At 63.7% G+C, this 21,394-nt stretch carries 21 protein-coding genes; 6 read left to right on the plus strand and 15 right to left on the minus strand.

Annotated elements, in window-relative coordinates:
• Nucleotides 1–4: 4 nt before the first annotated feature.
• Nucleotides 5–916 (minus strand): DUF6030 family protein, encoded by a 912-nt coding sequence (locus tag C1A35_RS17570; protein WP_234822898.1) that lies wholly within the window; start codon nt 914–916, stop codon nt 5–7.
• A gap of 273 nt (nt 917–1,189) precedes the next feature.
• On the opposite strand from C1A35_RS17570, the gene C1A35_RS17575 reads away from it, so the two are divergent.
• Nucleotides 1,190–2,104, plus strand: coding sequence for an aminoglycoside phosphotransferase family protein (locus C1A35_RS17575; protein WP_234822899.1), 915 nt, complete (start codon nt 1,190–1,192; stop codon nt 2,102–2,104).
• A gap of 323 nt (nt 2,105–2,427) precedes the next feature.
• Nucleotides 2,428–3,177 carry a F0F1 ATP synthase subunit A gene (locus tag C1A35_RS17580; protein WP_104665560.1) on the plus strand — a complete coding sequence of 250 codons (750 nt, stop codon included), beginning with the start codon at nt 2,428–2,430 and terminating at the stop codon, nt 3,175–3,177.
• A 40-nt stretch (nt 3,178–3,217) separates the two neighbouring features.
• Here the strand turns inward: C1A35_RS17580 and C1A35_RS17585 are convergent, their stop codons facing one another.
• Genes C1A35_RS17585 through C1A35_RS17600 form a run of 4 tightly spaced genes read right to left on the minus strand, consistent with a single transcriptional unit; the run spans nt 3,218 to nt 6,760 of the window.
• A complete protein-coding gene (locus C1A35_RS17585) occupies nt 3,218–4,054 on the minus strand; it encodes a metal ABC transporter permease (RefSeq protein WP_104665650.1) in 837 nt (278 codons plus the stop codon).
• An 11-nt stretch (nt 4,055–4,065) separates the two neighbouring features.
• Complete coding sequence (locus tag C1A35_RS17590) at nt 4,066–4,926, minus strand: metal ABC transporter permease (protein ID WP_104665561.1); 861 nt, start codon at nt 4,924–4,926, stop codon at nt 4,066–4,068.
• Complete coding sequence (locus tag C1A35_RS17595) at nt 4,923–5,858, minus strand: manganese/iron ABC transporter ATP-binding protein (protein WP_104665562.1); 936 nt, start codon at nt 5,856–5,858, stop codon at nt 4,923–4,925. The genes C1A35_RS17590 and C1A35_RS17595 overlap by 4 nt, the downstream gene beginning before the upstream one ends.
• Nucleotides 5,855–6,760: a metal ABC transporter substrate-binding protein gene (locus C1A35_RS17600; RefSeq protein ID WP_104665563.1), complete on the minus strand. Its 906-nt coding sequence runs from the start codon at nt 6,758–6,760 to the stop codon at nt 5,855–5,857. Before C1A35_RS17600 ends, C1A35_RS17595 begins: the two co-directional genes overlap by 4 nt.
• A gap of 121 nt (nt 6,761–6,881) precedes the next feature.
• Here C1A35_RS17600 and C1A35_RS17605 point away from each other — a divergent pair, with 121 nt between their 5' ends.
• Nucleotides 6,882–7,310, plus strand: a complete 429-nt coding sequence (locus C1A35_RS17605; protein WP_077968009.1) for a Fur family transcriptional regulator — start codon at nt 6,882–6,884, stop codon at nt 7,308–7,310.
• 59 nt (nt 7,311–7,369) lie between these two features.
• Here the strand turns inward: C1A35_RS17605 and C1A35_RS17610 are convergent, their stop codons facing one another.
• Together C1A35_RS17610 and C1A35_RS17615 are read right to left on the minus strand one after the other, a co-directional pair.
• Nucleotides 7,370–8,281, minus strand: coding sequence for a DMT family transporter (locus C1A35_RS17610; RefSeq protein WP_104665564.1), 912 nt, complete (start codon nt 8,279–8,281; stop codon nt 7,370–7,372).
• Nucleotides 8,282–8,438: 157 nt separating this feature from the next.
• The gene (locus C1A35_RS17615; RefSeq protein WP_104665565.1) at nt 8,439–9,923 is read right to left on the minus strand and encodes a nucleobase:cation symporter-2 family protein; all 1,485 of its coding nucleotides are present in this window, start codon (nt 9,921–9,923) and stop codon (nt 8,439–8,441) included.
• A 335-nt stretch (nt 9,924–10,258) separates the two neighbouring features.
• Between C1A35_RS17615 and C1A35_RS17620 the strand changes: the two genes are divergently transcribed.
• The gene (locus C1A35_RS17620) at nt 10,259–10,714 is read left to right on the plus strand and encodes a hypothetical protein (RefSeq protein ID WP_158665092.1); all 456 of its coding nucleotides are present in this window, start codon (nt 10,259–10,261) and stop codon (nt 10,712–10,714) included.
• A gap of 14 nt (nt 10,715–10,728) precedes the next feature.
• Here the strand turns inward: C1A35_RS17620 and C1A35_RS17625 are convergent, their stop codons facing one another.
• The gene (locus tag C1A35_RS17625) at nt 10,729–11,649 is read right to left on the minus strand and encodes a LysR family transcriptional regulator (RefSeq protein ID WP_104665567.1); all 921 of its coding nucleotides are present in this window, start codon (nt 11,647–11,649) and stop codon (nt 10,729–10,731) included.
• 159 nt (nt 11,650–11,808) lie between these two features.
• Between C1A35_RS17625 and C1A35_RS17630 the strand changes: the two genes are divergently transcribed.
• Nucleotides 11,809–12,174, plus strand: coding sequence for an antibiotic biosynthesis monooxygenase (locus tag C1A35_RS17630; RefSeq protein ID WP_104665568.1), 366 nt, complete (start codon nt 11,809–11,811; stop codon nt 12,172–12,174).
• Between the two features lie 105 nt (nt 12,175–12,279).
• On the plus strand, nt 12,280–13,500 hold the full coding sequence (locus C1A35_RS17635) for an MFS transporter (RefSeq protein WP_104665569.1): 1,221 nt from the start codon (nt 12,280–12,282) through the stop codon (nt 13,498–13,500).
• 95 nt (nt 13,501–13,595) lie between these two features.
• Here the strand turns inward: C1A35_RS17635 and C1A35_RS17640 are convergent, their stop codons facing one another.
• The 7 genes from C1A35_RS17640 to glpD all read right to left on the minus strand — a co-directional run bounded on the left by C1A35_RS17640 (nt 13,596) and on the right by glpD (nt 21,349).
• Nucleotides 13,596–15,317 carry an ABC transporter substrate-binding protein gene (locus C1A35_RS17640; protein ID WP_104665570.1) on the minus strand — a complete coding sequence of 574 codons (1,722 nt, stop codon included), beginning with the start codon at nt 15,315–15,317 and terminating at the stop codon, nt 13,596–13,598.
• An 82-nt stretch (nt 15,318–15,399) separates the two neighbouring features.
• Nucleotides 15,400–15,822, minus strand: coding sequence for a DUF2160 domain-containing protein (locus C1A35_RS17645; protein WP_104665571.1), 423 nt, complete (start codon nt 15,820–15,822; stop codon nt 15,400–15,402).
• Complete coding sequence (locus tag C1A35_RS17650) at nt 15,822–16,640, minus strand: carbohydrate ABC transporter permease (RefSeq protein WP_104665572.1); 819 nt, start codon at nt 16,638–16,640, stop codon at nt 15,822–15,824. Before C1A35_RS17650 ends, C1A35_RS17645 begins: the two co-directional genes overlap by 1 nt.
• Nucleotides 16,641–16,662: 22 nt before the next feature.
• Nucleotides 16,663–17,529, minus strand: coding sequence for a carbohydrate ABC transporter permease (locus C1A35_RS17655; protein WP_104665573.1), 867 nt, complete (start codon nt 17,527–17,529; stop codon nt 16,663–16,665).
• A gap of 2 nt (nt 17,530–17,531) precedes the next feature.
• On the minus strand, nt 17,532–18,602 hold the full coding sequence (locus C1A35_RS17660) for an ABC transporter ATP-binding protein (RefSeq protein ID WP_104665574.1): 1,071 nt from the start codon (nt 18,600–18,602) through the stop codon (nt 17,532–17,534).
• 21 nt (nt 18,603–18,623) lie between these two features.
• Nucleotides 18,624–19,694, minus strand: a complete 1,071-nt coding sequence (locus C1A35_RS17665) for an ABC transporter ATP-binding protein (protein WP_104665575.1) — start codon at nt 19,692–19,694, stop codon at nt 18,624–18,626.
• Between the two features lie 137 nt (nt 19,695–19,831).
• Entirely contained in the window at nt 19,832–21,349 is a 1,518-nt protein-coding gene (glpD, locus tag C1A35_RS17670) for a glycerol-3-phosphate dehydrogenase (RefSeq protein WP_104665576.1), read from the minus strand.
• Nucleotides 21,350–21,394: the final 45 nt, after the last annotated feature.

A 21,394-nucleotide genomic window follows, 5' to 3' on the forward strand; every position in this document is an offset into this window, starting at 1 on the left:
GTTGTCAGGGTGGGCTGGCGGACGGTGCGGATGCCTCTTTGTCGCTACCCGTTCCATCGGGCACCTTGGCTGGAGCGTTCCAGGCGCTCGGCCCCCGGACGAAACTGCGCAGGCTGCCATCGCCATAGGCGAGCCACTTGCTCCGGTCGAAATATTGTTCGGCAATGCTCTTCGGGCGGGCGCGGGCGGGCTGATTGGCGAGGAAGTTGTAGCGCTGCGTCTCCTCGTCGGATTCGCGCTTGAGCTGGATCCGGCTGCCGAAACGCTTGAGGTCGAATTCCCTCAGCGCCTGGATCTGCAAGGTGACGCTGGCCGCGTCCGCCCAGCGCACGTGGTCGAGGAACACGGATGCGGCCCGTGCCGCCGCCGTCGTCACTGCCTGGCCGTCTTCCTGGCGTTCGATGTTGAGCTTGACGCGGAACGATGAGATCTCTTCCTCGCCGCTGCCCTTGACGAAGATGAAGATCGACGATGGTTTCTCCTCGCCCGGCCGCGGGAAGGAGACGAGCGAAGAGCATTCCCATTGGGCCCGCTCGCCGGCACTCGTTTTCCATTCGAGTTCCCGGAAGCCGGCCTCGCGCAACTCGTCGCAAAGCGCCTTTGGGTCGCTGCGGATGACGCGCAGGAACTGCTGCTCGGGTGTGCGCAGATCCTGAAAGGTCCAGGCGGGCAGGGCGATGCGCGGCGGTTGGCGCCGTGCTGCCCTCGGCATCCCCTGCTCAGCGGGTTTCGCCCGTTCCAGAAAGGTGGTCGGAAGGCCGAAGGCCAGCAGGACCTTCCTGAGATTGCGCTGTTCATTGGCGAGCAGGGCGGTCGCGAGAATGGCCGTCGCGATCAGCAGCAGCGCCACGAGGAAGAAGCGCAGACCCGTGCGGCGGGGCTTGGCGGCCGGCGTCTTGCCCTTGGCCGTGCTCATGCACCCTCGCTCGCCCGGTGACGAGCGATGAGCTGCGGAGCCTCCAGCGAAGGGCGATCGGTCTGCCGGGTTTCCATGATCTCAGGCTAGCAAGATGTCCAAGCCTCCTTCATCCTCGAAATCCGTCGCGGCGGCAATATGCAACCGTCGATAACGGCGCGGCGACTGTTGCATCCCGGCACAACGCGCCGGTGAAACGCATCCGACGTGAACTGAAAAGTTGAAGTCCGGGGGCGATTGCATAGGTTTGGGCGGCAAAGCTTGAAACGGGGCATGGGCGCCATGACCGAGCCGGCATCGACAGTTCCCTCGATCGACGTTGCCTTCGTGCGCCGGCTGATCGCTGCGCAATTTCCCGAATGGTCGGATCTCGACGTGCGGCCGATCGAGCCCGGCGGTTGGGACAACAGGACGTTTCGTCTCGGCGACCGGATGACCGTCCGATTGCCGAGCGCCGAACGCTACGTTCTGCAGGTGGAAAAGGAACATCGGTGGCTGCCGTTCCTGGCGCCGCATCTGCCGCTGCCTATCCCGATGCCACTCAAAAAGGGCGCGCCGGGGGAAGGCTTTCCCTGGCCCTGGTCGGTCTATCGCTATCTCCCCGGGGAGACCCTGGCGGTCGAGCGGGTCGACGATGTCAGGCAGGTGGCAAGGGACCTGACGCGGTTTCTGCGTGCGCTAATGCAAGCGGATGCCACGGGTGGGCCCTTGCCGGGCGAGCACAATTTCCACCGTGGCGGTCCGCCTGCCTTCTATGACGAACAGACGCGTCAGGCGCTGAAATTGCTTGCGGGCGCCGTCGATACGAGGGCGGCAGAAGAGGTCTGGGACGCCGCTCTTGCCGCGCGGTTCGAGGGTGCGCCCGTCTGGTTTCACGGCGATATCGCCTGGGGCAACCTGCTGGTCAAGGACGGCCGCTTGAGCGCCGTCATCGACTTCGGCACCTCTGGCATCGGCGATCCGGCCTGCGATCTGGCGATCGCCTGGACGTTTTTCCACGGTGAAAGCCGCGAGGTCTTCCGCGACGGCATGGCTCTTGACCACGGCGCCTGGGCGCGCGGTCGCGGCTGGACGCTGTGGAAGGCGCTGATCGTCCTTGCCGGCATGACCGGCGCGCCGGCCAGCGAAAAGGCAAAGCAGCGCGCGGTGATCGATGAGGTGCTTGCGGATCATCGCCGCCACGGCTGAGGCCGTTGGACCGGCCGGCGTCGACTTGACCCCAGCGCAAAATGCCTCTAGGTCAGGCGCACGCGGGACGACCCGCGTCGGTGTTTCGCCTGGGGACGGCCCCATTATCTCGAACGAGATATTGGAGTCGACCGTATCATGCAGCCCCGAAGCCCGCGGTGCGTCCGCGCGCCCCTTTCCCCCGTCGAGCAGCCGACCACCCCGCCGGAAGCCATCGCTTCGTGGAATGATCTCGGCCGCCGTTCGCTTTCCCAACATACTGACGCGCTGGTGGCCGCCTGCACGCGCCGCCGACGTTTCGTCACCAACGCACGAGGTTGATGATGGCCGGACCCATCGAACAATTCGAGATCAAGTCGCTCTTCCCGATCGCCGAAGTCGGCGGCCACCAGATCAGCTTTACCAACTCGGCCGCCTACATGGTGCTGACGATCGCGATCGCCAGCCTGTTCCTGATCCTGTCGACGCGGAGCCGCGGGCTGGTGCCGAGCCGGGCGCAATCGGCTGCCGAGATCCTCTATGAATTCGCGGCCAAGACACTGCGCGACAATGCCGGCGAGAAGGGCATGCGCTTCTTTCCGCTGGTCTTCTCACTGTTCATGTTCATCCTCACCGCCAACCTGATCGGCATGTTCCCCTATGCCTTCACGGTGACGAGCCACATCGCCGTCACCTTCGCGCTGGCGATGCTGGTGTTCCTGACCGTCACGCTTTACGGCCTCTACCGGCACGGCCTCGGTTTCCTGCGGCTGTTCATGCCGTCGGGCGTGCCGTTGGTGCTGGCGCCGATCATCATCCCGATCGAGGTGGTGTCCTACCTCTCGCGCCCCGTCAGCCACTCGGTGCGTCTGTTTGCGGTCATGCTCGCCGGTCACATCACGCTCAAGGTCTTTGCCGGCTTCGTCGTGGGCTTGAGCGGTTTTGGTGCGCTCGGGATCCTGGCGGCGGTCATGCCCTTACTGATGACGGTGGCGCTGACCGGGCTCGAACTGCTGATGGCGTTGATCCAGGCCTATATCTTCACCATGCTGACCTGCATGTATCTCAACGACGCGCTCCATCCGAGCCACTGAGAGAACTGAAAGAGGCTCCCCGCAAGGGGAGCCTCTTTGCTCAATCGGCTACCGTTCGCCGCGCTTCGTTGCGGTAGGTCCGCCAGGAGGACCAAGCGAAAGCCATCAGGAACATCGCGGTCATCAGGAGCACGATGGTCGGCGCCGGCGCGCTGTCGATGAAGAAGGACAGGTAGACGCCGGTGAAGGACGCCGTCATCGCGATCAGCACGGCGACGATGAGCATCGCACCCATGGTGCGGGTAATCAGGAACGCGATGGCGCCGGGTGCAATCAGCATGGCGATGGCGAGGATCAGCCCCACGGCCTTCAGCGCGCCGACGATCGTCAGCGACAGGATCGCCAGCAGCCCGTAATGAAGCCAGTTGACCGGCAGGCCGACGGCCTTGGCCTGGGCCGGATCGAAGGCATGCAGCAGGAAATCCCGCCACTTGACGGCAAGGATGCCGGCGGCGACCAAGGCGATCACGCTGGTCTCGACGATATCGGCCCAGCCGATGCCGAGCATGTCGCCGAAGAGGATGTGGTCGAGGTGCACGTCGCTCTGGATCTTGGTGTAGAGCACCAGGCCGAAGCCGAACATGCCGGAAAAGACGACGCCCATGACCGTATCCTGCTTGATGCGGCTGTTTTCCTTGAGATAGCCGGTCAGCAGCGCGCAGGACATGCCGGCGGCAAAGGCGCCGACGGCGAGCGGCAGGCCGACGATGTAGGAGATCACCACGCCGGGGAAGACGGCATGCGAGATCGCGTCGCCCATCAGCGACCAGCCCTTCAGCACCAGGAAGCAGGAGAGCATCGCGGTCGGGATCGCCACCAGCACCGAGATCAAGAGCGCGTTGCGCATGAACTCGAATTCGAAGACGGCAAGCAGCATGTCGAGCGAGATCACCGGCCAACCTCCGCCGGTTCCGCGCTACGCCGGCGCGCGGCAAGCAGCCCGTGTTTCGGGGCGAAGACGAAGGCCGTCAGGAAGATCAGCGTCTGCAGCACGATGATGATGCCGCCGGTGGCGCCATCGAGGAAGTAGCTGAAATAGGCGCCGAAGAAGCTCGTCAGCGTGCCGATGGCGACGCTGATCAGGATCAGCCGCGGGAAACGATCCGTCAGCAGGTAGGCGGTGGCCCCCGGCGTCACCACCATGGCGATGACGAGGAAGGCGCCGACGGTCTGCAGGGCTGCGACCGTGCAGGCCGAAAGCAGGGTGAAGAACAGCACCTTGAGGAAGGTCGTCGGGATGCCGATCGAGCGTGCATGGCTCTCGTCGAAGAAGGTCACCATCAGGTCCTTCCACTTGGCCGTCAGGATGACCAGCGAGACGATGCCGATGATTGCCAGCTGCAGCGTGTCGGCGGGCGTGATCGCGAGGATGTTGCCGAGCACGATCGTCTGGATGTTCACCGATGTCGGCGACAGCGACACCATGAACAGGCCAAGGCCGAAGAAGGAGGTGAAGATCAGGCCGATGATCGTGTCTTCCTTGAGCCGGGTGCGCTGGTTGAGAAACAGCATGGCGCCGGCGGCAAGCGCACCGGAAAAGAAGGCGCCGAGCGAGAAGGGCAGGCCGAGCATATAGGCGCCGGCAACGCCGGGCACGATCGAGTGCGAGAGCGCGTCGCCGATCAGCGACCAGCCTTTGAGCATCAAATAGGAGGAAAGAAACGCACAGACGGCGCCGACCAGCGCGCTCACCCACATGGCGTTCAGCATGTAGCCATAGGTGAAGGGTTCAAGGAGCGTGGCGGTCATTGGCCGTTCGGCTCCCCGTTGGTCTCGGGCTTTGCCGGTTGCGCCACCATGCGATCCTTGTCGCCATACATGACGAGCGGGCGCTCGTCGTCGGTGATGACGGCAAGCTGGCGGGGATCGGCGTCGTCGTGCAGGCTGTCGCCGCCGAGCACGAAATGCCTGAGCACGCCGCCGAAGGCGAGCTCGAGGTTTTCGCGGGTGAAGGTCGTCTCGGTCGGGCCGTAGGCAAGCACCGTGTTCTTCAGGAGCACGGTGCGGTCGCAGAACTCCGGCACGCTGCCGAGATTGTGGGTGGAGACCAGCATGACCCGGCCCTCGTCGCGAAGGCCGATCAGCAGGCGGATGATCGCGTCCTCGGTCTTGACGTCGACGCCGGTGAAGGGTTCGTCGAGCAGGATGACCTTGCCGTCCTGGGCAAGGGCGCGCGCCAGGAACACGCGCTTCTTCTGGCCGCCCGAGAGCTCGCCGATCTGGCGCTTGCGGTAGTCGCTCATGCCGACGCGGGCAAGTGCTGCCGTGACCGCCTCGTGGTCGGCCTTCTTCGGGATGCGCAGCATGTTCATGTGGCCGTAGCGGCCCATCATGACCACGTCCTCGACGAGCACCGGGAAGTTCCAGTCGACCTCCTCGGCCTGCGGCACATAGGCCACCAGGTTCTTCTTCAGCGCCTCGGCCACGGATAGGCCGAGGATCGAGATCTCGCCGCGCGACAGGCGGGCAAAGCCCATGATCGCCTTGAACAGCGTCGACTTGCCGCTGCCGTTGACGCCGACGAGCGCTGTGATCGTGCCGGTCGGGATCTCGAAATTGGCGTCGCGCAGTGCCCTGAGGCCGTTGCGGTAGGTGACGGTGGCACCCGCAACGCGGATGCCGCTTCCTTGTTCGCCGGAAGAAGGCGCGGGGCCCGGGCGGGCCTTCACCTGAAGGTTCATTGGGCAAGACCCTTGGCGATGGTTTCCGATGTGACGCGCAGCAGGTCGATATAGGTCGGAACCGGACCGTCCGCTTCGCTCAGGGAATCAACGTAGAGCACGCCGCCATATTTTGCACCGGTCTCGCGCGCCACCTGCTCGGCCGGATCCGGTGAAATCGTGCTTTCGGAGAAGACAACCGGGATGTTGTTGGCCCGGACGGCGTCGATCACCTTGCGTACCTGCTGCGGGGTGCCCTGCTGGTCGGCGTTGATCGGCCAGAGATAGAGCTCCTTCATCCCGAAATCGCGGATCAGGTAGCTGAAGGCGCCTTCGCTCGAAACCAGCCAGCGCTTGTCCGCCGGGATTTTTTCAATCTCGGCGCGGATCGGCGCGATGGTCGCCTCGATCTTCTGCTTGTAGGCCTCGGCATTGGCCTTGTAGGCCTCGGCATTGGCGGGGTCGTACTTCACGAAGGCGTCGCGGATGTTGTCGACGTAAACGAGAGCTGCCGAGGGCGACATCCAGGCATGCGGGTTGGGCTTGCCGGTATAGGGGCCCTCGGCAATGCCCATGGGCTCGACGCCGGTCGAGACGACGACGCCCGGAACATCATCGAAGTTCTGGAAGAATTTCTCGAACCAGCGCTCGAGGTTCAGTCCGTTCCACAGGATCAGCTTGGCGTCGTGCGCCTTGAGGATGTCGCGCGGGGTCGGCTGATAGTTGTGGATCTCGGCGCCCGGCTTGGTGATCGATTCGACGATGGCAGCGTCACCCGCGACGTTCTTTGCCATGTCGGCAATGACCGTGAACGTCGTCACGGCCTTGAATTTCTCCTGCGCAAAGCTGGCGCCTGGAACGAGCGCAATGGCTGCGACGGCTGTCATGGCCGCCAGGATCGCGCGCCTCGTCTGATCGATCATTCTCTACTCCCAAATGTTGACGCTGACAGGAGTAGGGGAATGATTTGCATAAGTCAATGCAAATGAGAAGCATTCGCAACTGGCTATTTTCAAACGGGGCGCCCTTGGCTAGTGTACGACCATGAAACAGCACAAGAATCGTGTCGAAGAACTGGAAGGCGTCTTGAGGGACGGAGGCGTGCGCGTGACGCGCCAGCGCTCCGCGATCCTGAAGATTCTCGCGACCGCGGAAGATCATCCGGATGCGAGCGAACTGCACCGGCGCGCCAAGGAAATCGACGCCACCGTCTCGCTTTCGACCGTCTACAGGACGCTGTCGGCGCTCGAACAGCAGGGTGTCGTGCATCGCCACGCCTTCGAAAGCGCCACCGCCCGTTTCGAGACCGCCGACGCGCCGCATCACGACCACCTGATCGACATCGACACCGGTGCGGTGATCGAGTTCCGTTCCGACAAGATCGAGCAGCTGCAAGCGGAGATTGCCGCCGAGCTTGGCTATGATCTCGTCCGTCACCGGCTCGAGCTCTACTGCCGCAAGCGCAAGGACTGAGCCGCTTGTAGGGAGGCGCACCCGATCGGGCGCGCCTGACGTCTCCAGCTACGAACAGGTCAGCCGCGCCCGGCGACGGCGGTCGCGCGTCGGCGTGCCGGCATGGTCATGGCCGCGACCCCGACGATGACGCAGCCAAGGCCGATCCAGGCGGTGTCCGACAGGCTTTCGCCGAGGAAGAGAGCGCCGATGGCAACGCCGATCGGAACGCGCAGATAGGCCTGGGCCGTGGCGCCGACCGAACCCAGCGTCTGGATCAGCCGGAAGTAGATGGCGAAGGCGAGTGCGGTCGAGAAGACGGCGAGGCCGAGCAGCGCCAGCAGCGACTCCGTTGAGGGCGCAAGCGTCCAGGGCCTGTCGACGATAAGGCTCGTCGGGATCAGCAGCGCAGCACCTGCGATCAACGAACCGGCGGCCGGCATCATCGGGTCCAGTCCCTTGAAGCTGCGGCCGAAGATGGCGGCACCGGCGTAGCAGACGGTGGCAAGCACCACGGCAAGCTGCGGCAGCAATTGTTCGCCCAGACCGCCGAAGGCCTCCATGCCGATGATCAGGCTGATGCCGGTCATGCCGGCGACGACGCCGACGAGCTTGCGGGCGGTGACCGGTTCATGGCGGGTGATCAGGGCCGTCATCAGGAAGGCGAAGATCGGCGTCGTCGCATTGAGGATGGAGGCGATGCCGGCATCGATCGTCTGCTCGGCCCAGGCGATCAAGGTGAAGGGCACGACGCTGTTGAGGCAGGCCTGGAACAGGAAGCGCCGCCAGGTCGCGGCGTCACGCGGCAGGCTGAGGCCGCGCCAGCGCAGCACCGCCAGAAGAAGCGTGCCGGCGATCAGCGTGCGCGCGGCGATCAGCGTGATCGGCGGAATGGTTCCGATGCCGATCTTGATGAAGGTGTAGGAGGCGCCCCAGAGCGTTGCGAGCGCAAGAAGCAGCAGGAGTTCGAGGGAAAGGTTGGTCTTGGCCATCGGGATCGCATCCTTGCGTCGTCATTGTTGCCATCGTTCTATCGCGACGCTGGCAGCGGATGCTTCGTTGGCGGTCGAAGTATCGAAATCTTCAGAGACGTGAAAAGCGAAACCCCGGCTTTCGCGGGAAAGCCGGGGTTTCGTGATTGTCGGTGGCTCAATGGCTGTCTGCGAGCTTGGCCGCGTTGACGCTGGCCGTGCTTTCGAAGCGCAGGCCATTGAAGAAGGCGTTGAGCACGACAGCCGAGATCGAGGCGAGCACGATGCCGGACTCGATGATCGGGTGGATCGCATGCGGCAGCCACATCAGGAAGTTCGGCGCGATCAGCGGGATCAGGCCGAAGCCGACGGAGACAGCAACCACGAACAGGTTGTTGCGCGACGACTTGAAATCGACCGTCGACAGGATGCGCACGCCTGTTGCCGCGACCATGCCGAACATCACCAGGCCCGCGCCGCCGAGAACGAAGGTCGGCACCGCCTCGACCAGCGCGCCCATCTTCGGGATCAGGCCGAGTGCGATCATGATCACGCCCCCCATGACGCAGACGTAGCGGCTCTTGACGCCGGTGACCCCGACGAGACCGACATTCTGCGAGAAGCTCGTATAGGGGAAGGTGTTGAACAGGCCGCCGATCATGGTGCCGAGACCATCGACCCTAAGTCCTGCCGTCAATTGCTGCCGCGAGACCTCGCGGTTGGTGATCTCGCCGAGCGCCAGGAACATGCCGGTCGATTCGATCATGACCACGATCATGACCAGCGACATGGTGGCGATCAGCACCGGATCAAAGATCGGCATGCCGAAGCGCAGCGGTGTCACCACGGCGAACCAGCCGGCGTCGGCCACCCGGTCGAAATGCATCATGCCGAGTGCTGCGGCGGCGACGCAGCCGACGACGACGCCGGTCAGCACTGCGATGTTGCTGATCAGTCCGCGACCGAAGCGGGCGATCAGGAGAATGGAGACGAGCACGAAGGCGGCAAGGCCAATATGGCTTGGCTCGGCATAAACGGGGTTCGGCACGGTTGCCCCGAGGACAAGCCCATCGGGCACGGCGGGACCGCCAGTGGCAGCGGCTTTCTTGAGCCCAGCCAGCCACTCCGCGTGGGTCGGGTCGACGAGCTTTGGCGCCGTCGGGCCGAAGGGGTTGCCAAAGATCCAGTTCACGCCGACGCGCATCAGCGAAACGCCGATGACGAGGATGATCGTCCCGGTGACGACAGGGGGGAAGAATCTCAGCAGCCGGCCCATGATGGGCGCGAGCAGAAGTGCCACGAGACCGGCGCCGATGATGGCGCCGAAGATCATGCGCGCGCCCTCCTGCCCGGGTGTCATGGCCGCCATGGAAACCATCGGGCCGACCGAGGCGAAGGTGACGCCCATCATGACCGGAAGCCGGATGCCGATGCTGCGACCGAGGCCGAGCGACTGAATGATGGTGACGAGGCCGCAAACGAAAAGGTCGGCCGAAATCAGGAAAGCGACGTCCTGGGGGCTGAGCTGCAAGGCGCGGCCGACGATCAGGGGTACGGCGACGGCGCCACCATACATGACAAGGACATGCTGTAACCCGAGGGTCGCAAGCCTGCCCACGGGCAGCCTCTCGTCCACCGGGTGTATGCTGGAAACGTCGCTCATGGTTCCTCCTCCCATTGCATCGACCAGTCCGGCTCCCCCCGTCCTCCAACAGGGGAAACTCCATCTTCGGTTGTCGAGACAGAATGTCGCAAGTGTCGCCGGAGCGAAAACACTTTCCGGATTTCGGGGGAAATTGTCGAGGGGAGAAGAGGGCGGGATAGGTCCGGAGATGGTTGCCGAACGGCCTACACCGGGACAATCGCCGTCGCGCAGGCCAAGGGATGCCGGCAGACCGATTGATCCTAGCAACGATGCAACGTTGCTGCAATGCGCAACGACGATGGTTCATCGCGTCGGCGCGAAGGCCCCGGCGCGGTCGGTTTGGGATCATGTCGATGAAATCTTGCAGTTTGGCCCTTTCTTCTTGTTGCCGTGTGCTTCTCGTGCTGCTGGTCGTTCTCTGGCCGACGGTCGCCGGGGCGAACGGCATGAGTTTCGCCGGGCAATGGCAGCAGGTGGCCTCCGGCACCGATGATTGCGAGCGCTGCTGGGTCGAGATCAGGCGGAACGGTCCGGTCCTGAAGGTGACGGGCAGGGACGGATGGTTTGCCGTGACCCATCTCGGGCGCGTCGGTGGCGGTTCGACCGCCGAGGGCATCGGTCGCTGGAACGAGGACGGCGTCAGCCGCTATCGCGGCAAGCCCTTCGACATCCGCATCACGATTGTCGACGAGCACCTCTACATGGATATGAGCGTGCGCATGGATGACGGCTCGACGCAGGCGGTCAGGGCAGTCTTCGACAAGCGCCGATGGGAGAAATCCGCGCGCCGCGTGATGGTGAAATCGTAGAACCTCGTTTCCTATCAGGCCGCGCCCGAATCCGTGCCCGCCAGCCCATGTGCCGGGAAGAGGTTGGCGGCCATGAAATCGACGAAGACCCGTAGTTTCGGCGAGAGATGCCGGCTGGAGGGCCACAGGATCCGGTAGGTGCCGCAGCGGCGCAGCTGGTTTTCGAGAACCGCCACAAGCGTCCCCTCGCGCATCTGCCGCCTGATCGTGAAATCCGGGAGGCAGGCGATGCCGAGCCCTTCCTCGGCCATGTGGATCAGCGGATCCAGGGCATTCGAGACAGCGGTCACCGGCAGATCGACGTTTGCTGCGGTGCCGCCCTCCATCAATGGCCAGGGCTCCAGCTTTCCCGTCGAGGGAAAGCGATGGTGCAGGCAATGATGCTGTTTGAGATCGCGCGGCGCGGTCGGCGTGCCATGTCTCTCGAAATAGGCGGGCGAGGCGACGAGATAGGGGTGAAAGGTGCCGATCTGGCGCGTCATCAGACGGGAATCGCCGAGATCGCCGCTGCGGATCACGGCATCGAAACCTTCCTCGATGACGTCGACCATGCGGTCGGAGAAATCGAGATCGATCTCGACCTCCGGATAGGCGCGCATGAAGGCCGTCAGCGTCGGCATCAACAGCATGCCGGCCATCGGCAGGCTGACGCGCAGCTTGCCGCGCGGCGCTTCCTGGCTCTGCAGCAACTCTGCCTCGGCCGCTTCGACCTCGCAGAAGATCCGTCGGCAGCGTTCGAGAAACAGTGTGCCTTCCGGCGTCAGCGTGACGCTGCGCGTGCTGCGATGAAAGAGGCGAACGCTCAAGCGCTCCTCCAGGCGGGCGATCGCCTTGCCGACGGCGGAAGGGGAGACGCCGAGCTGGGTCGCGGCCTCGGTAAAACCGCGCGCCTCCGCGGCCTGCACGAAAGCGTTGAGTGCGCCAAGGCTGTCCATTCGTCCTCCTCGCCCGTCGTCCGGGATTACGGATATTTTTGTCCGATATCTTTGGAGCTGTAGCGCATTTTTCCGCGATTGGAAGCTCGTCATAGTCCGCCTGCACCGACACCGCGCTTGTGAAGCGCGTCAACACTGTCGGCGAAAATAGGAGAAAGCATGCAGCAGGCACTTATGGCCGGTTTCCGCCGGGATCCGGAACCCACCGTCTTCATCGTCAATGTGATCCACGCCCACGAGGGCAAGCAGGAAGAGGCGTTTCGCCTGATCCAGGACGTGGTCAACTATGTGGCCGAGCGCAAGGAGGGCTTCCTCTGGAGCAACCTCTCCAAGAGCACCGACGGCAAAACGGTCGTCAACATCGAAGCAATAGCGGGCGAAGGAAACGTCGAGGAGTTCTTCGGCGATCCAGTGTTTCTTGAAAAGTTCCGGGCGCTTGATTCCGTTTCGACCTTTGAGTTCCACACCTATCGCGTCGACGATCTGATCCTGCCCAAGCGCACTGCACCTGCAGCATCGGCATAGGAGACTACGCCGCCCGCATGCGCCGGCGGCGTACGCCCTCACCAGCCCTCAATCCGCCAACGCCAGACGGGCGCGCTCAGCGTGCCGTCCCGAAAGACCGATTCCATGCAATCCATCGACTATGTGCCTCCGGCCTCACCGGAGGCTGCAGCGACGTCCGCCGCCGCGCCCGCGGCCCGGCTGCCGCTTTCGGCCCTGCTTGCGCTCGCGACCGCCGGTTTCATCACCATCCTGACGGAGGCGCTGCCGGCAGGGCTGCTGCCGCAGATCAGCGCCGATCTCGGCATCTCGCCATCGCTGGCGGGACAGATGGTGACGATCTATGCGATCGGTTCGCTTGTCGCCGCCATCCCGCTCGTGGCGCTGACGCGCAGCTGGCGCCGGCGGCCGCTGCTGATCGCGGCAATCTGCGGCTTTGCCGTGGTCAACACGGTTACCGCGTTGTCAAGCGACTACACTTTGACGATGGCGGCGCGCTTCCTTGCCGGTGTCTTTGCCGGCCTGCTCTGGGCGCTTGCGGCCGGCTATGCCGGCCGCCTGGTGGCGCCTGAGCTGCAGGGACGGGCGATCGCCATTGCCATGCTCGGCGCGCCGGTGGCGCTGTCGATCGGCATTCCCACTGGCACGATGCTTGGCGCAATGGCCGGCTGGCGCATGGCCTTCGGTCTCCTCAGCGTCATGACCGTGCTGCTCGTCGGCTGGATCCTGCTGGCGCTGCCCGATTTCCCGGGGCAGCGCAGCGCACGGCGGCTGCCCCTTTTGTCGGTGTTCCGCCTGCCCGGAATCCGCCCGGTGCTGGTCGTGATGTTTTCCGTCGTTCTCTCCCACAACATCCTCTACACCTACATCGTGCCGTACCTGAAGCCGTCCGGCCTGGACGCCAAAGCCGACCGGGTGCTGCTCCTATTCGGTGTCGCCTCGTTGGTGGTCATTCCGATCATCGGGGCGCTGGTCGACCGGCACCTGCGGCTGCTGGTGCTTTCGACGACGGCGCTGTTTGCAACCGCATCGCTGCTGCTTGCGGTCTTCAGCGGGCAGCCGGCGGCGGTCTATCTCGGCGTCGCTGGCTGGGGGCTGGCTTTCGGTGGAGCACCGACATTGTTTCAGACCGCTTCTGCAAAGGCTGCGGGCGCGGAGGCCGATGCGGCGCAGTCGATGATCGTCACCGCCTGGAATGCCGCGATGGCGGGCGGCGGATTGGCCGGCGGGCTCTTGCTGGACAGCGCCGGCGCGGCCGTTCTTCCCGTCGTTCTCCTGGCGATCCTGGTTCCGGCGCTGATCGTGGCATGGCTCGGACGGCAGGGCTTTCCGCGTTCGCCTCGGTGATCTGACGTCAGGCAACGAAAAAAAACCGGGGCCGTTGCCGACCCCGGTGCCGCATCTCCTGAAAGAGAAAGGCCGCCCGTTGGGCGGCCTCCTTGTTACTTCTGCCAGCTCTTGACCAGATCGTCGTAGTTGACGGTCTGCGGCTTTTCCTTCTCGTTCTCGATCTTCAGCTGCGGAGCGAGGTTGCCCTTGGAAACGGCGTCCTTGTTCCAGAACTCGAGATCGTGCTCTTCGGCGAGCTTCGGACCGATGTCGCCCTGGACGCCCGAACGTTCGAGACGGGAGAGAACCTTCTCCTGTTCGGCGCACAGCGAGTCCATGGCTTCCTGCGCGGTCTTCGCACCCGAGGATGCGTCGCCGATCGCCTGCCACCACAGCTGAGCCAGCTTCGGATAGTCAGGAACGTTCGTGCCGGTCGGCGACCACTGCAGGCGGGCCGGCGAACGGTAGAACTCGATCAGACCGCCGAGCTTCGGAGCGCGGTCCGTGAAGCTCTTGTGGTCGAGCGTCGACTGGCGGATGAAGGTGAGGCCGACATGGCTCTTCTTCACGTCGACGGTCTTCGAGGTGACGAACTGCGCATAGAGCCAGGCGGCCTTGGCGCGATCATCCGGGGTCGACTTCAAAAGCGTCCAGGAACCGGCGTCCTGGTAACCGAGCTTCATGCCGTCCTTCCAGTAGACGCCGTGCGGGCTCGGAGCGAAACGCCACTTCGGCGTGCCGTCCTCGTTGACAACAGGAAGGCCGGGCTTGACGAAGTCGGCGGTGAACGCCGTGTAGGTGAACATCTGTTGGGCGATTTCACCCTGCGACGGAACCGGGCCGGATTCCGAGAAGGTCATGCCCTGGGCAGCAGCCGGTGCATAGGCCTTCATCCAGTCGAGGTACTTCTGGATGGAGTAGACGGCAGCCGGGCCGTTGGTGTCGCCGCCACGGGCAACGCAGGAGCCGACCGGACGCGAATTCTCGTCGACCTTGATGCCCCACTCGTCGACCGGCTTGCCGTTCGGGATGCCCTTGTCGCCGTTGCCGGCCATCGACAGCCAGGCGTCGGTGAAGCGCCAGCCGAGCGACGGGTCCTTCTTGCCGTAGTCCATGTGGCCATAGACTTTCTTGCCGTCGACTTCGCGGCCGGTGAAGAACTCGGCGATGTCTTCGTAGGCCGACCAGTTGACCGGAACGCCGAGGTCGTAGCCGTACTTCGCCTTGAAGTCCGCCTTATTCTTCTCGTCGTTGAACCAGTCGTAGCGGAACCAGTAGAGGTTCGCGAACTGCTGGTCGGGCAGCTGGTAGAGCTTGCCATCCGGAGCCGTCGTAAAGGACTTGCCGATGAAGTCGTCGATGTCGAGGTTCGGGTTGGTGACGTCCTTGCCTTCATTGGCCATGAAGTCGGTCAGGCTGCGGGCCTGCTGGTAGCGCCAATGGGTACCGATCAGGTCGCTATCGTTGATGTAGGCGTCGTAGACGTTTTCGCCCGACTGCATCTGCGTCTGCAGCTTTTCGACGACGTCGCCTTCGCCGATCAGGTCGTGGGTGATCTTGATGCCGGTGATGTCGGAGAAGGCCTTGGCGAGGGTCTTCGATTCGTATTCGTGGGTGGTGATCGTTTCGGAAACGACCTTGATTTCCATGCCGGCAAAGGGCTTGGCCGCATCGACGAACCACTGCATTTCGGCTTCCTGGGCCGCGCGGTCGAGCGCGGACATGTCGCCGATCTCGCTGTCGAGGAACTTCTTAGCCTCGTCCATGCCGGCAAAAGCGGTGCCGGTGAAAGCCAGCAGCATAGCCGCTGTCGTAGTCAAAAGATGCCGTCGCATAATTCCCTCCCTTAGGTTTGCGAATGCGGTTCTTTGGCTTTCGAGGGGCCGCTAGGTTAGCGGCCCCTCAATTCGGTTCGCCTCAGACGTAGCGGAAGACGCCGACGGCATAGACCAGGGAGAGCGCGAGCGCCCACCACAGGTTCTGCCCGCCGACGAAGCCGAGCCACGCGAGGTGAATGAAGGCGCTACCGAGCAGCGACACGAAGAGGCGATCGCCGCGTGTCGTCTCGAAGCGCAGGATGCCGACGCGCGGGTTGCCACCGGGCGAGGCATATTCCCAGACTGCCATCATCGACAGCAGCGCGAAGATGGTGAGGAAGAACATGGCCGACGGAAACGACCAGGCCATCCAGCCGCCGGGGATGAGCGGCGCGAACCAGTCGCGCGCGCCGTCCTTGATCGGCAGCCTGCTGATGAGAAGACCAGCAATGGCGGCGTAGACGACGAGAACGGCGGCAAAGGGCAGCTGCCAGCGGGCCTTGCGAATGGGTTGAGCGGTCATCATACCCTCCCCAGGGCAAAGCCCTTGGCGATGTAGTTGCGAACGAAATAGATCACCAGCGCGCCCGGGATGATGGTGAGCACGCCGGCAGCGGCGAGCACGCCCCAGTCGAGGCCGGAGGCGGAAACCGTGCGGGTCATGGTGGCGGCGATCGGCTTGGCATCCGTGGTCGTCAGCGTGCGGGCAAGCAGCAGTTCGACCCAGGAGAACATGAAGCAGAAGAAGGCAGCGACACCGATGCCGGATGCGATCAGCGGCATGAAGATCTTCACGAAGAAGTGCGGGAACGAGTAGCCGTCGATATAGGCGGTCTCGTCGATCTCCTTCGGTACGCCCGACATGAAGCCTTCCAGGATCCAGACGGCGAGCGGCACGTTGAACAGGCAGTGGGCCAGCGCGACTGCGATGTGCGTGTCGATCAGGCCGAAGGCCGAATAGAGCTGGAAGAAGGGCAGCGCGAAAACGGCGGGCGGCGCCATGCGGTTGGTCAAGAGCCAGAAGAACAGGTGCTTGTCGCCGAGGAAGCGGTAGCGCGAGAAGGCATAGGCCGCCGGCAAGGCTGCCGCAACCGAGATCACCGTGTTCATGACGACGTAGATGATCGAGTTGATGTAGCCGTTATACCAGGAGGGATCGGTGAAGATCACCTCGTAGTTCCTGAGCGTCGGATTGACAGGCCAGAGCGAGAAGGTGCTCAGGATCTCGCTCGTTTCCTTGAAGCTCATGTTGACGAGCCAGTAGATCGGCAGGAGCAGGAAGACGATGTAGATCGTCGGCACCAGCCAGGAGAGGCGTTCGGTAAGCGGTTTGGTCTGCATTTTGTTTCTCCTCCCGCCTGTATCAGCCCTGCGCGTCGCTCGTGGTCATCACGGTGTAGAAGATCCACGAGAGCAGCAGGATGATGAGGAAGTAGATGATCGATAGCGCTGCCGCCGGACCGAGGTCGAACTGGCCGATGGCCGTCTTGACGAGGTCGATGGACAGGAAGGTGGTCGAGTTGCCGGGGCCGCCGCCGGTGACGACGAAGGGCTCGGTGTAGATCATGAAACTGTCCATGAAGCGCAGCAGGAAGGCGATGAGCAGCACGCGCTTCATCTTCGGCAGCTGGATGTAGCGGAACACCGACCAGCGCGAGGCGCCGTCGATCTTGGCCGCCTGGTAATAGGCGTCCGGGATCGAGACGAGACCGGCATAGCACAGAAGCACCACGAGGCTCGTCCAGTGCCAGACGTCCATGACGATCAGCGTCACCCAGGCGGCGACCGGGTTCTGCACGTAGTTGTAGTTGATGCCGATCGCTTCGAGCGTGCGACCGAGCAGCCCGATGTCGACGCGGCCGAAGACCTGCCAGATGGTGCCGACGACGTTCCACGGGATCAAGAGCGGCAGCGCCATCAGGACGAGGCAGACCGGCACGCCGAGACCCTTCTTCGGCATGTTGAGTGCGATGATGATGCCGAGCGGGATCTCGATCGCAAGAATGATCGCCGAGAAGATCAGGTTGCGGGTGAGCGCGTCCCAGAAACGGTCGGAGGTCAGAACCTGCACATACCAGTCGGTGCCGGCCCAGAAGAACTCGTTGTTGCCGAAGGTGTCCTGGACCGAATAGTTGACGACGGTCATCAGCGGGATGACGGCCGAGAAGGCGACCAGCACGAGCACCGGCAGCACCATGAACCAGGCCTTGTTGTTCCAGGTTTTCTCCATGGTCAGGCCTCCTCGCCGACGCGCCAGGAATCGGCGTAGATGTTGATGGCCTTCGGATCGAAGGTGACGCGCGGATCGGCGGGGATTTCGCCGTCCTCGTCGACGATGATCGAGATCGGCTGGTCGGCGAAGCGGGCGCGCACAATCTTGTGGCGGCCGATGTCCTCGACCTTGGTGATGGCGACCGGCATGCCCTCGCGGCCGAGCGAGACGAACTCCGGACGGATCCCGAGTTCGGTCTTCGCACCGGCTTTGACCTTGGGCAGGAAATTCAGGCCCACATGCTCGCCGCCGACGGTCGCAGTGTTGCCGTCGAGCTTGACCGGCAGCACGTTCATGCCCGGCGAGCCGATGAAATAACCGACGAAGGTGTGGCGCGGGCGCTCGAAGAGTTCGGCCGGCGTGCCGATCTGCACGATCTGGCCGTCATACATGACGACGACCTTGTCGGCGAAGGTCAGTGCCTCGGTCTGGTCGTGGGTGACGTAGACCATGGTGAAGCCGAACTGCTTGTGCAGCCGCTTGATCTGCGAGCGCAGCACCCATTTCATTTCCGGGTCGATGACGGTCAGCGGCTCGTCGAACAGGATGGCGCTGACGTCGTTGCGCACGAGGCCGCGGCCGAGCGAGATCTTCTGCTTCTGGTCGGCCGTCAGGCCCCGAGCCGTCTTCTTCGCCCAGCCGCCGAGGCCGATCATCTCGATCGTTTCCTTGACGCGGCGATCGACCTCCGCTTCCGGCACATGCCGGTTGCGCAAGGGGAAGGCCAGATTGTCGTAGACCGTCATCGTGTCGTAGATGACCGGGAACTGGAACACCTGGGCGATGTTGCGTTCCTGGGTCGACAGATGCGTCACGTCCTTGCCGTCGAAGAGGATCTCGCCTTCGGACGGGTTGATCAGGCCGGAGATGATGTTGAGCAGCGTGGTCTTGCCGCAACCGGAGGGCCCGAGCAGCGCGTAGGCGCCGCCGTCGTTCCACTCGTGGTGTACTTCCTTCAGCGCGTAGTCGTTTTCCGACTTCGGCTTGGCGCCATAGGCGTGGCGGATATGGTTGAGATTGATGCGTGCCATGTTTTCCTCCCAGCGCCTCCTTCAGGCCGTGCTGCCGATGGCGCGTCCGTCCGGCCCGAAGGCCATGAGATGGCGGGTATCGACGAAGACCTCGAGGGTCGCGTCGGGTTCGATGTCGTGAATGCCCGGCGCCAGCATGACCCAGCGCGCATTGGCAAAACCGACGTGAATGAAGCTCTCCGAGCCGGCGATTTCGGAGATCGCCGTCTTCACCGTCAGCGCATCGCCACCGCCCTGCGGGCGGTCAAACGACAGGTGATGCGGCTGGAAGGCGACAGTGCAGGGACCGTCGGCGATGCCAGCCAGATGTGCCGGGACGGTGAGCACCGGCTTGCCGTCGAGCGTGAAGGCCGAGCTTGATTTGACCAGCTCGATGCAGTTCAGCGGCGGATCGGCGAAAGTACGCGCCGTGATCAGGTCGACCGGACGGCGATAGACGTCGATCGTCTTGTCGAACTGGGTGATGCGGCCCTGGCTGAGCGCTGCCGTATTGCCGCCGAGCAGCAATGCCTCAGAAGGCTCCGTCGTCGCATAGACGAAGATGGCGCCGGAGGCAGCGAAGATCTTCGGCAGTTCCTCGCGCAGTTCTTCGCGCAGCTTGTAGTCGAGGTTGGCGAGCGGTTCGTCGAGCAGCACGAGGTCGGCATTCTTGACGATGGCGCGGGCAAGCGCCGTGCGCTGCTGCTGGCCGCCGGAGAGATTGAGCGGCGTGCGGTCGAGGTAGGGCGTCAGCTTCAGCAGATCGGCCGCCTTGCGCACTTCGCGGTCGATGGTGGCGGTGTCGGCGCCGCTGATGCGCATCGGCGAAGCGATGTTCTGATAGACGGTCATTGCCGGATAGTTGATGAACTGCTGGTAGACCATGGCGACCGAGCGCTTCTGCACCGGCTGGCCGGTAACGTCGGCGCCGTCGAACAGAAGCGAGCCGGAGGCGGGCTTGTCGAGACCGGCCATCAGCCGCATCAGCGACGTCTTGCCGGAAAGGGTCGGGCCGAGCAGAACGTTCAGCGACCCCCTCTCCAGCACCAGGTCGGTCGGGTAGATATGCGTCTCCCCGCCCACGACCTTGGATATCTTCTTCATTTCAAGCATTGAATTCTCCACCCAACCCTAAGGCAGTCCCGAGCGTTTTCACCCCATCGCGGAAACGCTCTCTTGTCGTCTTTCGCATTTCCGGGCGCAGACCGGCTGCGCGGTTCGGTCGGAAATACGCATGAATGCGAGCAACCCTAGGCGGCTGCGTTGGCCGCGCCTCGCATGTATTCCTCCAGCGCCGCCGCCTCGCCGGGCGTCAGCTTCAGTCCCAGTTTCGTACGGCGCCACAGCACGTCCTCGGCGTGCCGTGCCCATTCCTGCGTGATCAGCCACTTGACCTCGGCCTCGTAGAGATCGGCGCCGAAATGGTGGCCGAGACCGGCCTCGTTTGACGCCGAACCCAGAAGCGCTGCGGCGCGCGTGCCGTAAAGCCGCACCAGGCGACGGGCATGCTGGGGCGCAAGGAAGGGATACTGCTTATGCAGTCGTGCCACTTCGTCGGCATAGCCCTGGGCCGGAAAATCGCCGCCCGGTAGCCTGGAGCCGGCAGTCCATTTCGAACCTTTCACGCCGATCGCTTCGCCGATCTTTTCAAGCGCGGATTCGCCGAGGCGGCGGTAGGTCGTGAGCTTGCCGCCAAAGACATTGAGCAGCGGGGCCGAACCCGTGTCGCCTTCGATGCGCAGCACGTAGTCGCGCGTTGCTTCCTGCGCCTTGCTGGCGCCGTCGTCATAGAGCGGACGCACGGCCGAATAGGTCCAGACGATGTCGCCCTTCGTCACCGGCTCGAGGAAATATTCGCTCGCCGCCTTGCAGAGATAGTCGACCTCGGCATCGCTGATGCGCACATCGGCGGGATTGCCCTTGTAGTCGCGATCGGTGGTACCGATCAGCGTGAAGTCTTCCTCGTAAGGGATGGCGAACATGATGCGGCCATCCGGATTCTGGAAGAAATAGGCGCGCGGGTCATCGAACTTCTTCTTCACGACGATATGGCTGCCCTGCACGAGGCGGACATTGTGCACGTCGTTCTTGCCGAGCGCACCGGAGAGCACGGCATCGACCCAGGGGCCTGCGGCATTGATGAGCATGCGGGCCTTGAGCGTCTTGCGCTCGCCGTTTTCCTGGTTTTCGGTCTCGATGATCCAGAGGGCGCCGTCGCGGCGTGCCGAGACGACGCGGGTGCGGGCCATGATGACGGCGCCGCGATCGGCGGCATCGCGGGCATTGAGCACGACCAGGCGGGCATCGTTAACCCAGCCGTCGGAATATTCGAAGGCCTTGTTGAACAGGCGCTTCAGCGGCTTGCCGGCGGGGTCGCGGTTCATGTCCAGCGTCGCCGTGGCCGGCAGCAGTTTGCGGCCGCCGATGTGATCATAAAGGAAAAGACCGAGGCGAATGAGCCAGGCCGGGCGCAGGCCACCCTTGTGATAGGGCAGCACAAAGCGCATCGGCCAGATGACGTGCGGCGCCATCGCCCAGAGCACTTCGCGCTCCATCAGCGCCTCGCGCACGAGGCGGAACTCGTAATGCTCGAGATAACGCAGGCCGCCATGGATGAGCTTGGTGGAGCCGGAGGACGTGCCGGAGGCGAAATCGTTCATTTCGGCCAGGGCGACCGAGTACCCACGGCCGACCGCGTCGCGCGCGATGCCGCATCCGTTGATGCCGCCGCCGATGACGAAGACGTCGTAGATTGCCTGCTCTGACACTGCTGTTTCCCCTCCACATTTCGCGATGCACAAATTGATGCATCA

The sequence above is a fragment of the Ensifer adhaerens genome (assembly GCF_002940685.1).
In the GTDB taxonomy this organism is placed as follows: domain Bacteria; phylum Pseudomonadota; class Alphaproteobacteria; order Rhizobiales; family Rhizobiaceae; genus Ensifer; species Ensifer adhaerens_E.

What these genes read in the sequence shown, in the direction of transcription:
- C1A35_RS17660 (WP_104665574.1), bottom strand. Translation starts at nt 18,602, where the DNA reads ATGGCACGCATCAATCTCAACCATATCCGCCACGCCTATGGCGCCAAG.
- C1A35_RS17650 (WP_104665572.1), bottom strand. Translation starts at nt 16,640, where the DNA reads ATGCAGACCAAACCGCTTACCGAACGCCTCTCCTGGCTGGTGCCGACG.
- C1A35_RS17610 (WP_104665564.1), bottom strand. Translation starts at nt 8,281, where the DNA reads ATGGCCAAGACCAACCTTTCCCTCGAACTCCTGCTGCTTCTTGCGCTC.
- C1A35_RS17665 (WP_104665575.1), bottom strand. Translation starts at nt 19,694, where the DNA reads ATGCTTGAAATGAAGAAGATATCCAAGGTCGTGGGCGGGGAGACGCAT.
- C1A35_RS17630 (WP_104665568.1), top strand. Translation starts at nt 11,809, where the DNA reads ATGCAGCAGGCACTTATGGCCGGTTTCCGCCGGGATCCGGAACCCACC.
- C1A35_RS17595 (WP_104665562.1), bottom strand. Translation starts at nt 5,858, where the DNA reads ATGAACCTTCAGGTGAAGGCCCGCCCGGGCCCCGCGCCTTCTTCCGGC.
- C1A35_RS17580 (WP_104665560.1), top strand. Translation starts at nt 2,428, where the DNA reads ATGGCCGGACCCATCGAACAATTCGAGATCAAGTCGCTCTTCCCGATC.
- C1A35_RS17575 (WP_234822899.1), top strand. Translation starts at nt 1,190, where the DNA reads ATGGGCGCCATGACCGAGCCGGCATCGACAGTTCCCTCGATCGACGTT.
- C1A35_RS17605 (WP_077968009.1), top strand. Translation starts at nt 6,882, where the DNA reads ATGAAACAGCACAAGAATCGTGTCGAAGAACTGGAAGGCGTCTTGAGG.
- C1A35_RS17625 (WP_104665567.1), bottom strand. Translation starts at nt 11,649, where the DNA reads ATGGACAGCCTTGGCGCACTCAACGCTTTCGTGCAGGCCGCGGAGGCG.
- C1A35_RS17655 (WP_104665573.1), bottom strand. Translation starts at nt 17,529, where the DNA reads ATGGAGAAAACCTGGAACAACAAGGCCTGGTTCATGGTGCTGCCGGTG.
- C1A35_RS17590 (WP_104665561.1), bottom strand. Translation starts at nt 4,926, where the DNA reads ATGACCGCCACGCTCCTTGAACCCTTCACCTATGGCTACATGCTGAAC.
- C1A35_RS17645 (WP_104665571.1), bottom strand. Translation starts at nt 15,822, where the DNA reads ATGACCGCTCAACCCATTCGCAAGGCCCGCTGGCAGCTGCCCTTTGCC.
- C1A35_RS17570 (WP_234822898.1), bottom strand. Translation starts at nt 916, where the DNA reads ATGAGCACGGCCAAGGGCAAGACGCCGGCCGCCAAGCCCCGCCGCACG.
- C1A35_RS17585 (WP_104665650.1), bottom strand. Translation starts at nt 4,054, where the DNA reads ATGCTGCTTGCCGTCTTCGAATTCGAGTTCATGCGCAACGCGCTCTTG.
- C1A35_RS17635 (WP_104665569.1), top strand. Translation starts at nt 12,280, where the DNA reads ATGCAATCCATCGACTATGTGCCTCCGGCCTCACCGGAGGCTGCAGCG.
- C1A35_RS17640 (WP_104665570.1), bottom strand. Translation starts at nt 15,317, where the DNA reads ATGCGACGGCATCTTTTGACTACGACAGCGGCTATGCTGCTGGCTTTC.
- C1A35_RS17600 (WP_104665563.1), bottom strand. Translation starts at nt 6,760, where the DNA reads ATGATCGATCAGACGAGGCGCGCGATCCTGGCGGCCATGACAGCCGTC.
- C1A35_RS17620 (WP_158665092.1), top strand. Translation starts at nt 10,259, where the DNA reads ATGAAATCTTGCAGTTTGGCCCTTTCTTCTTGTTGCCGTGTGCTTCTC.
- C1A35_RS17615 (WP_104665565.1), bottom strand. Translation starts at nt 9,923, where the DNA reads ATGAGCGACGTTTCCAGCATACACCCGGTGGACGAGAGGCTGCCCGTG.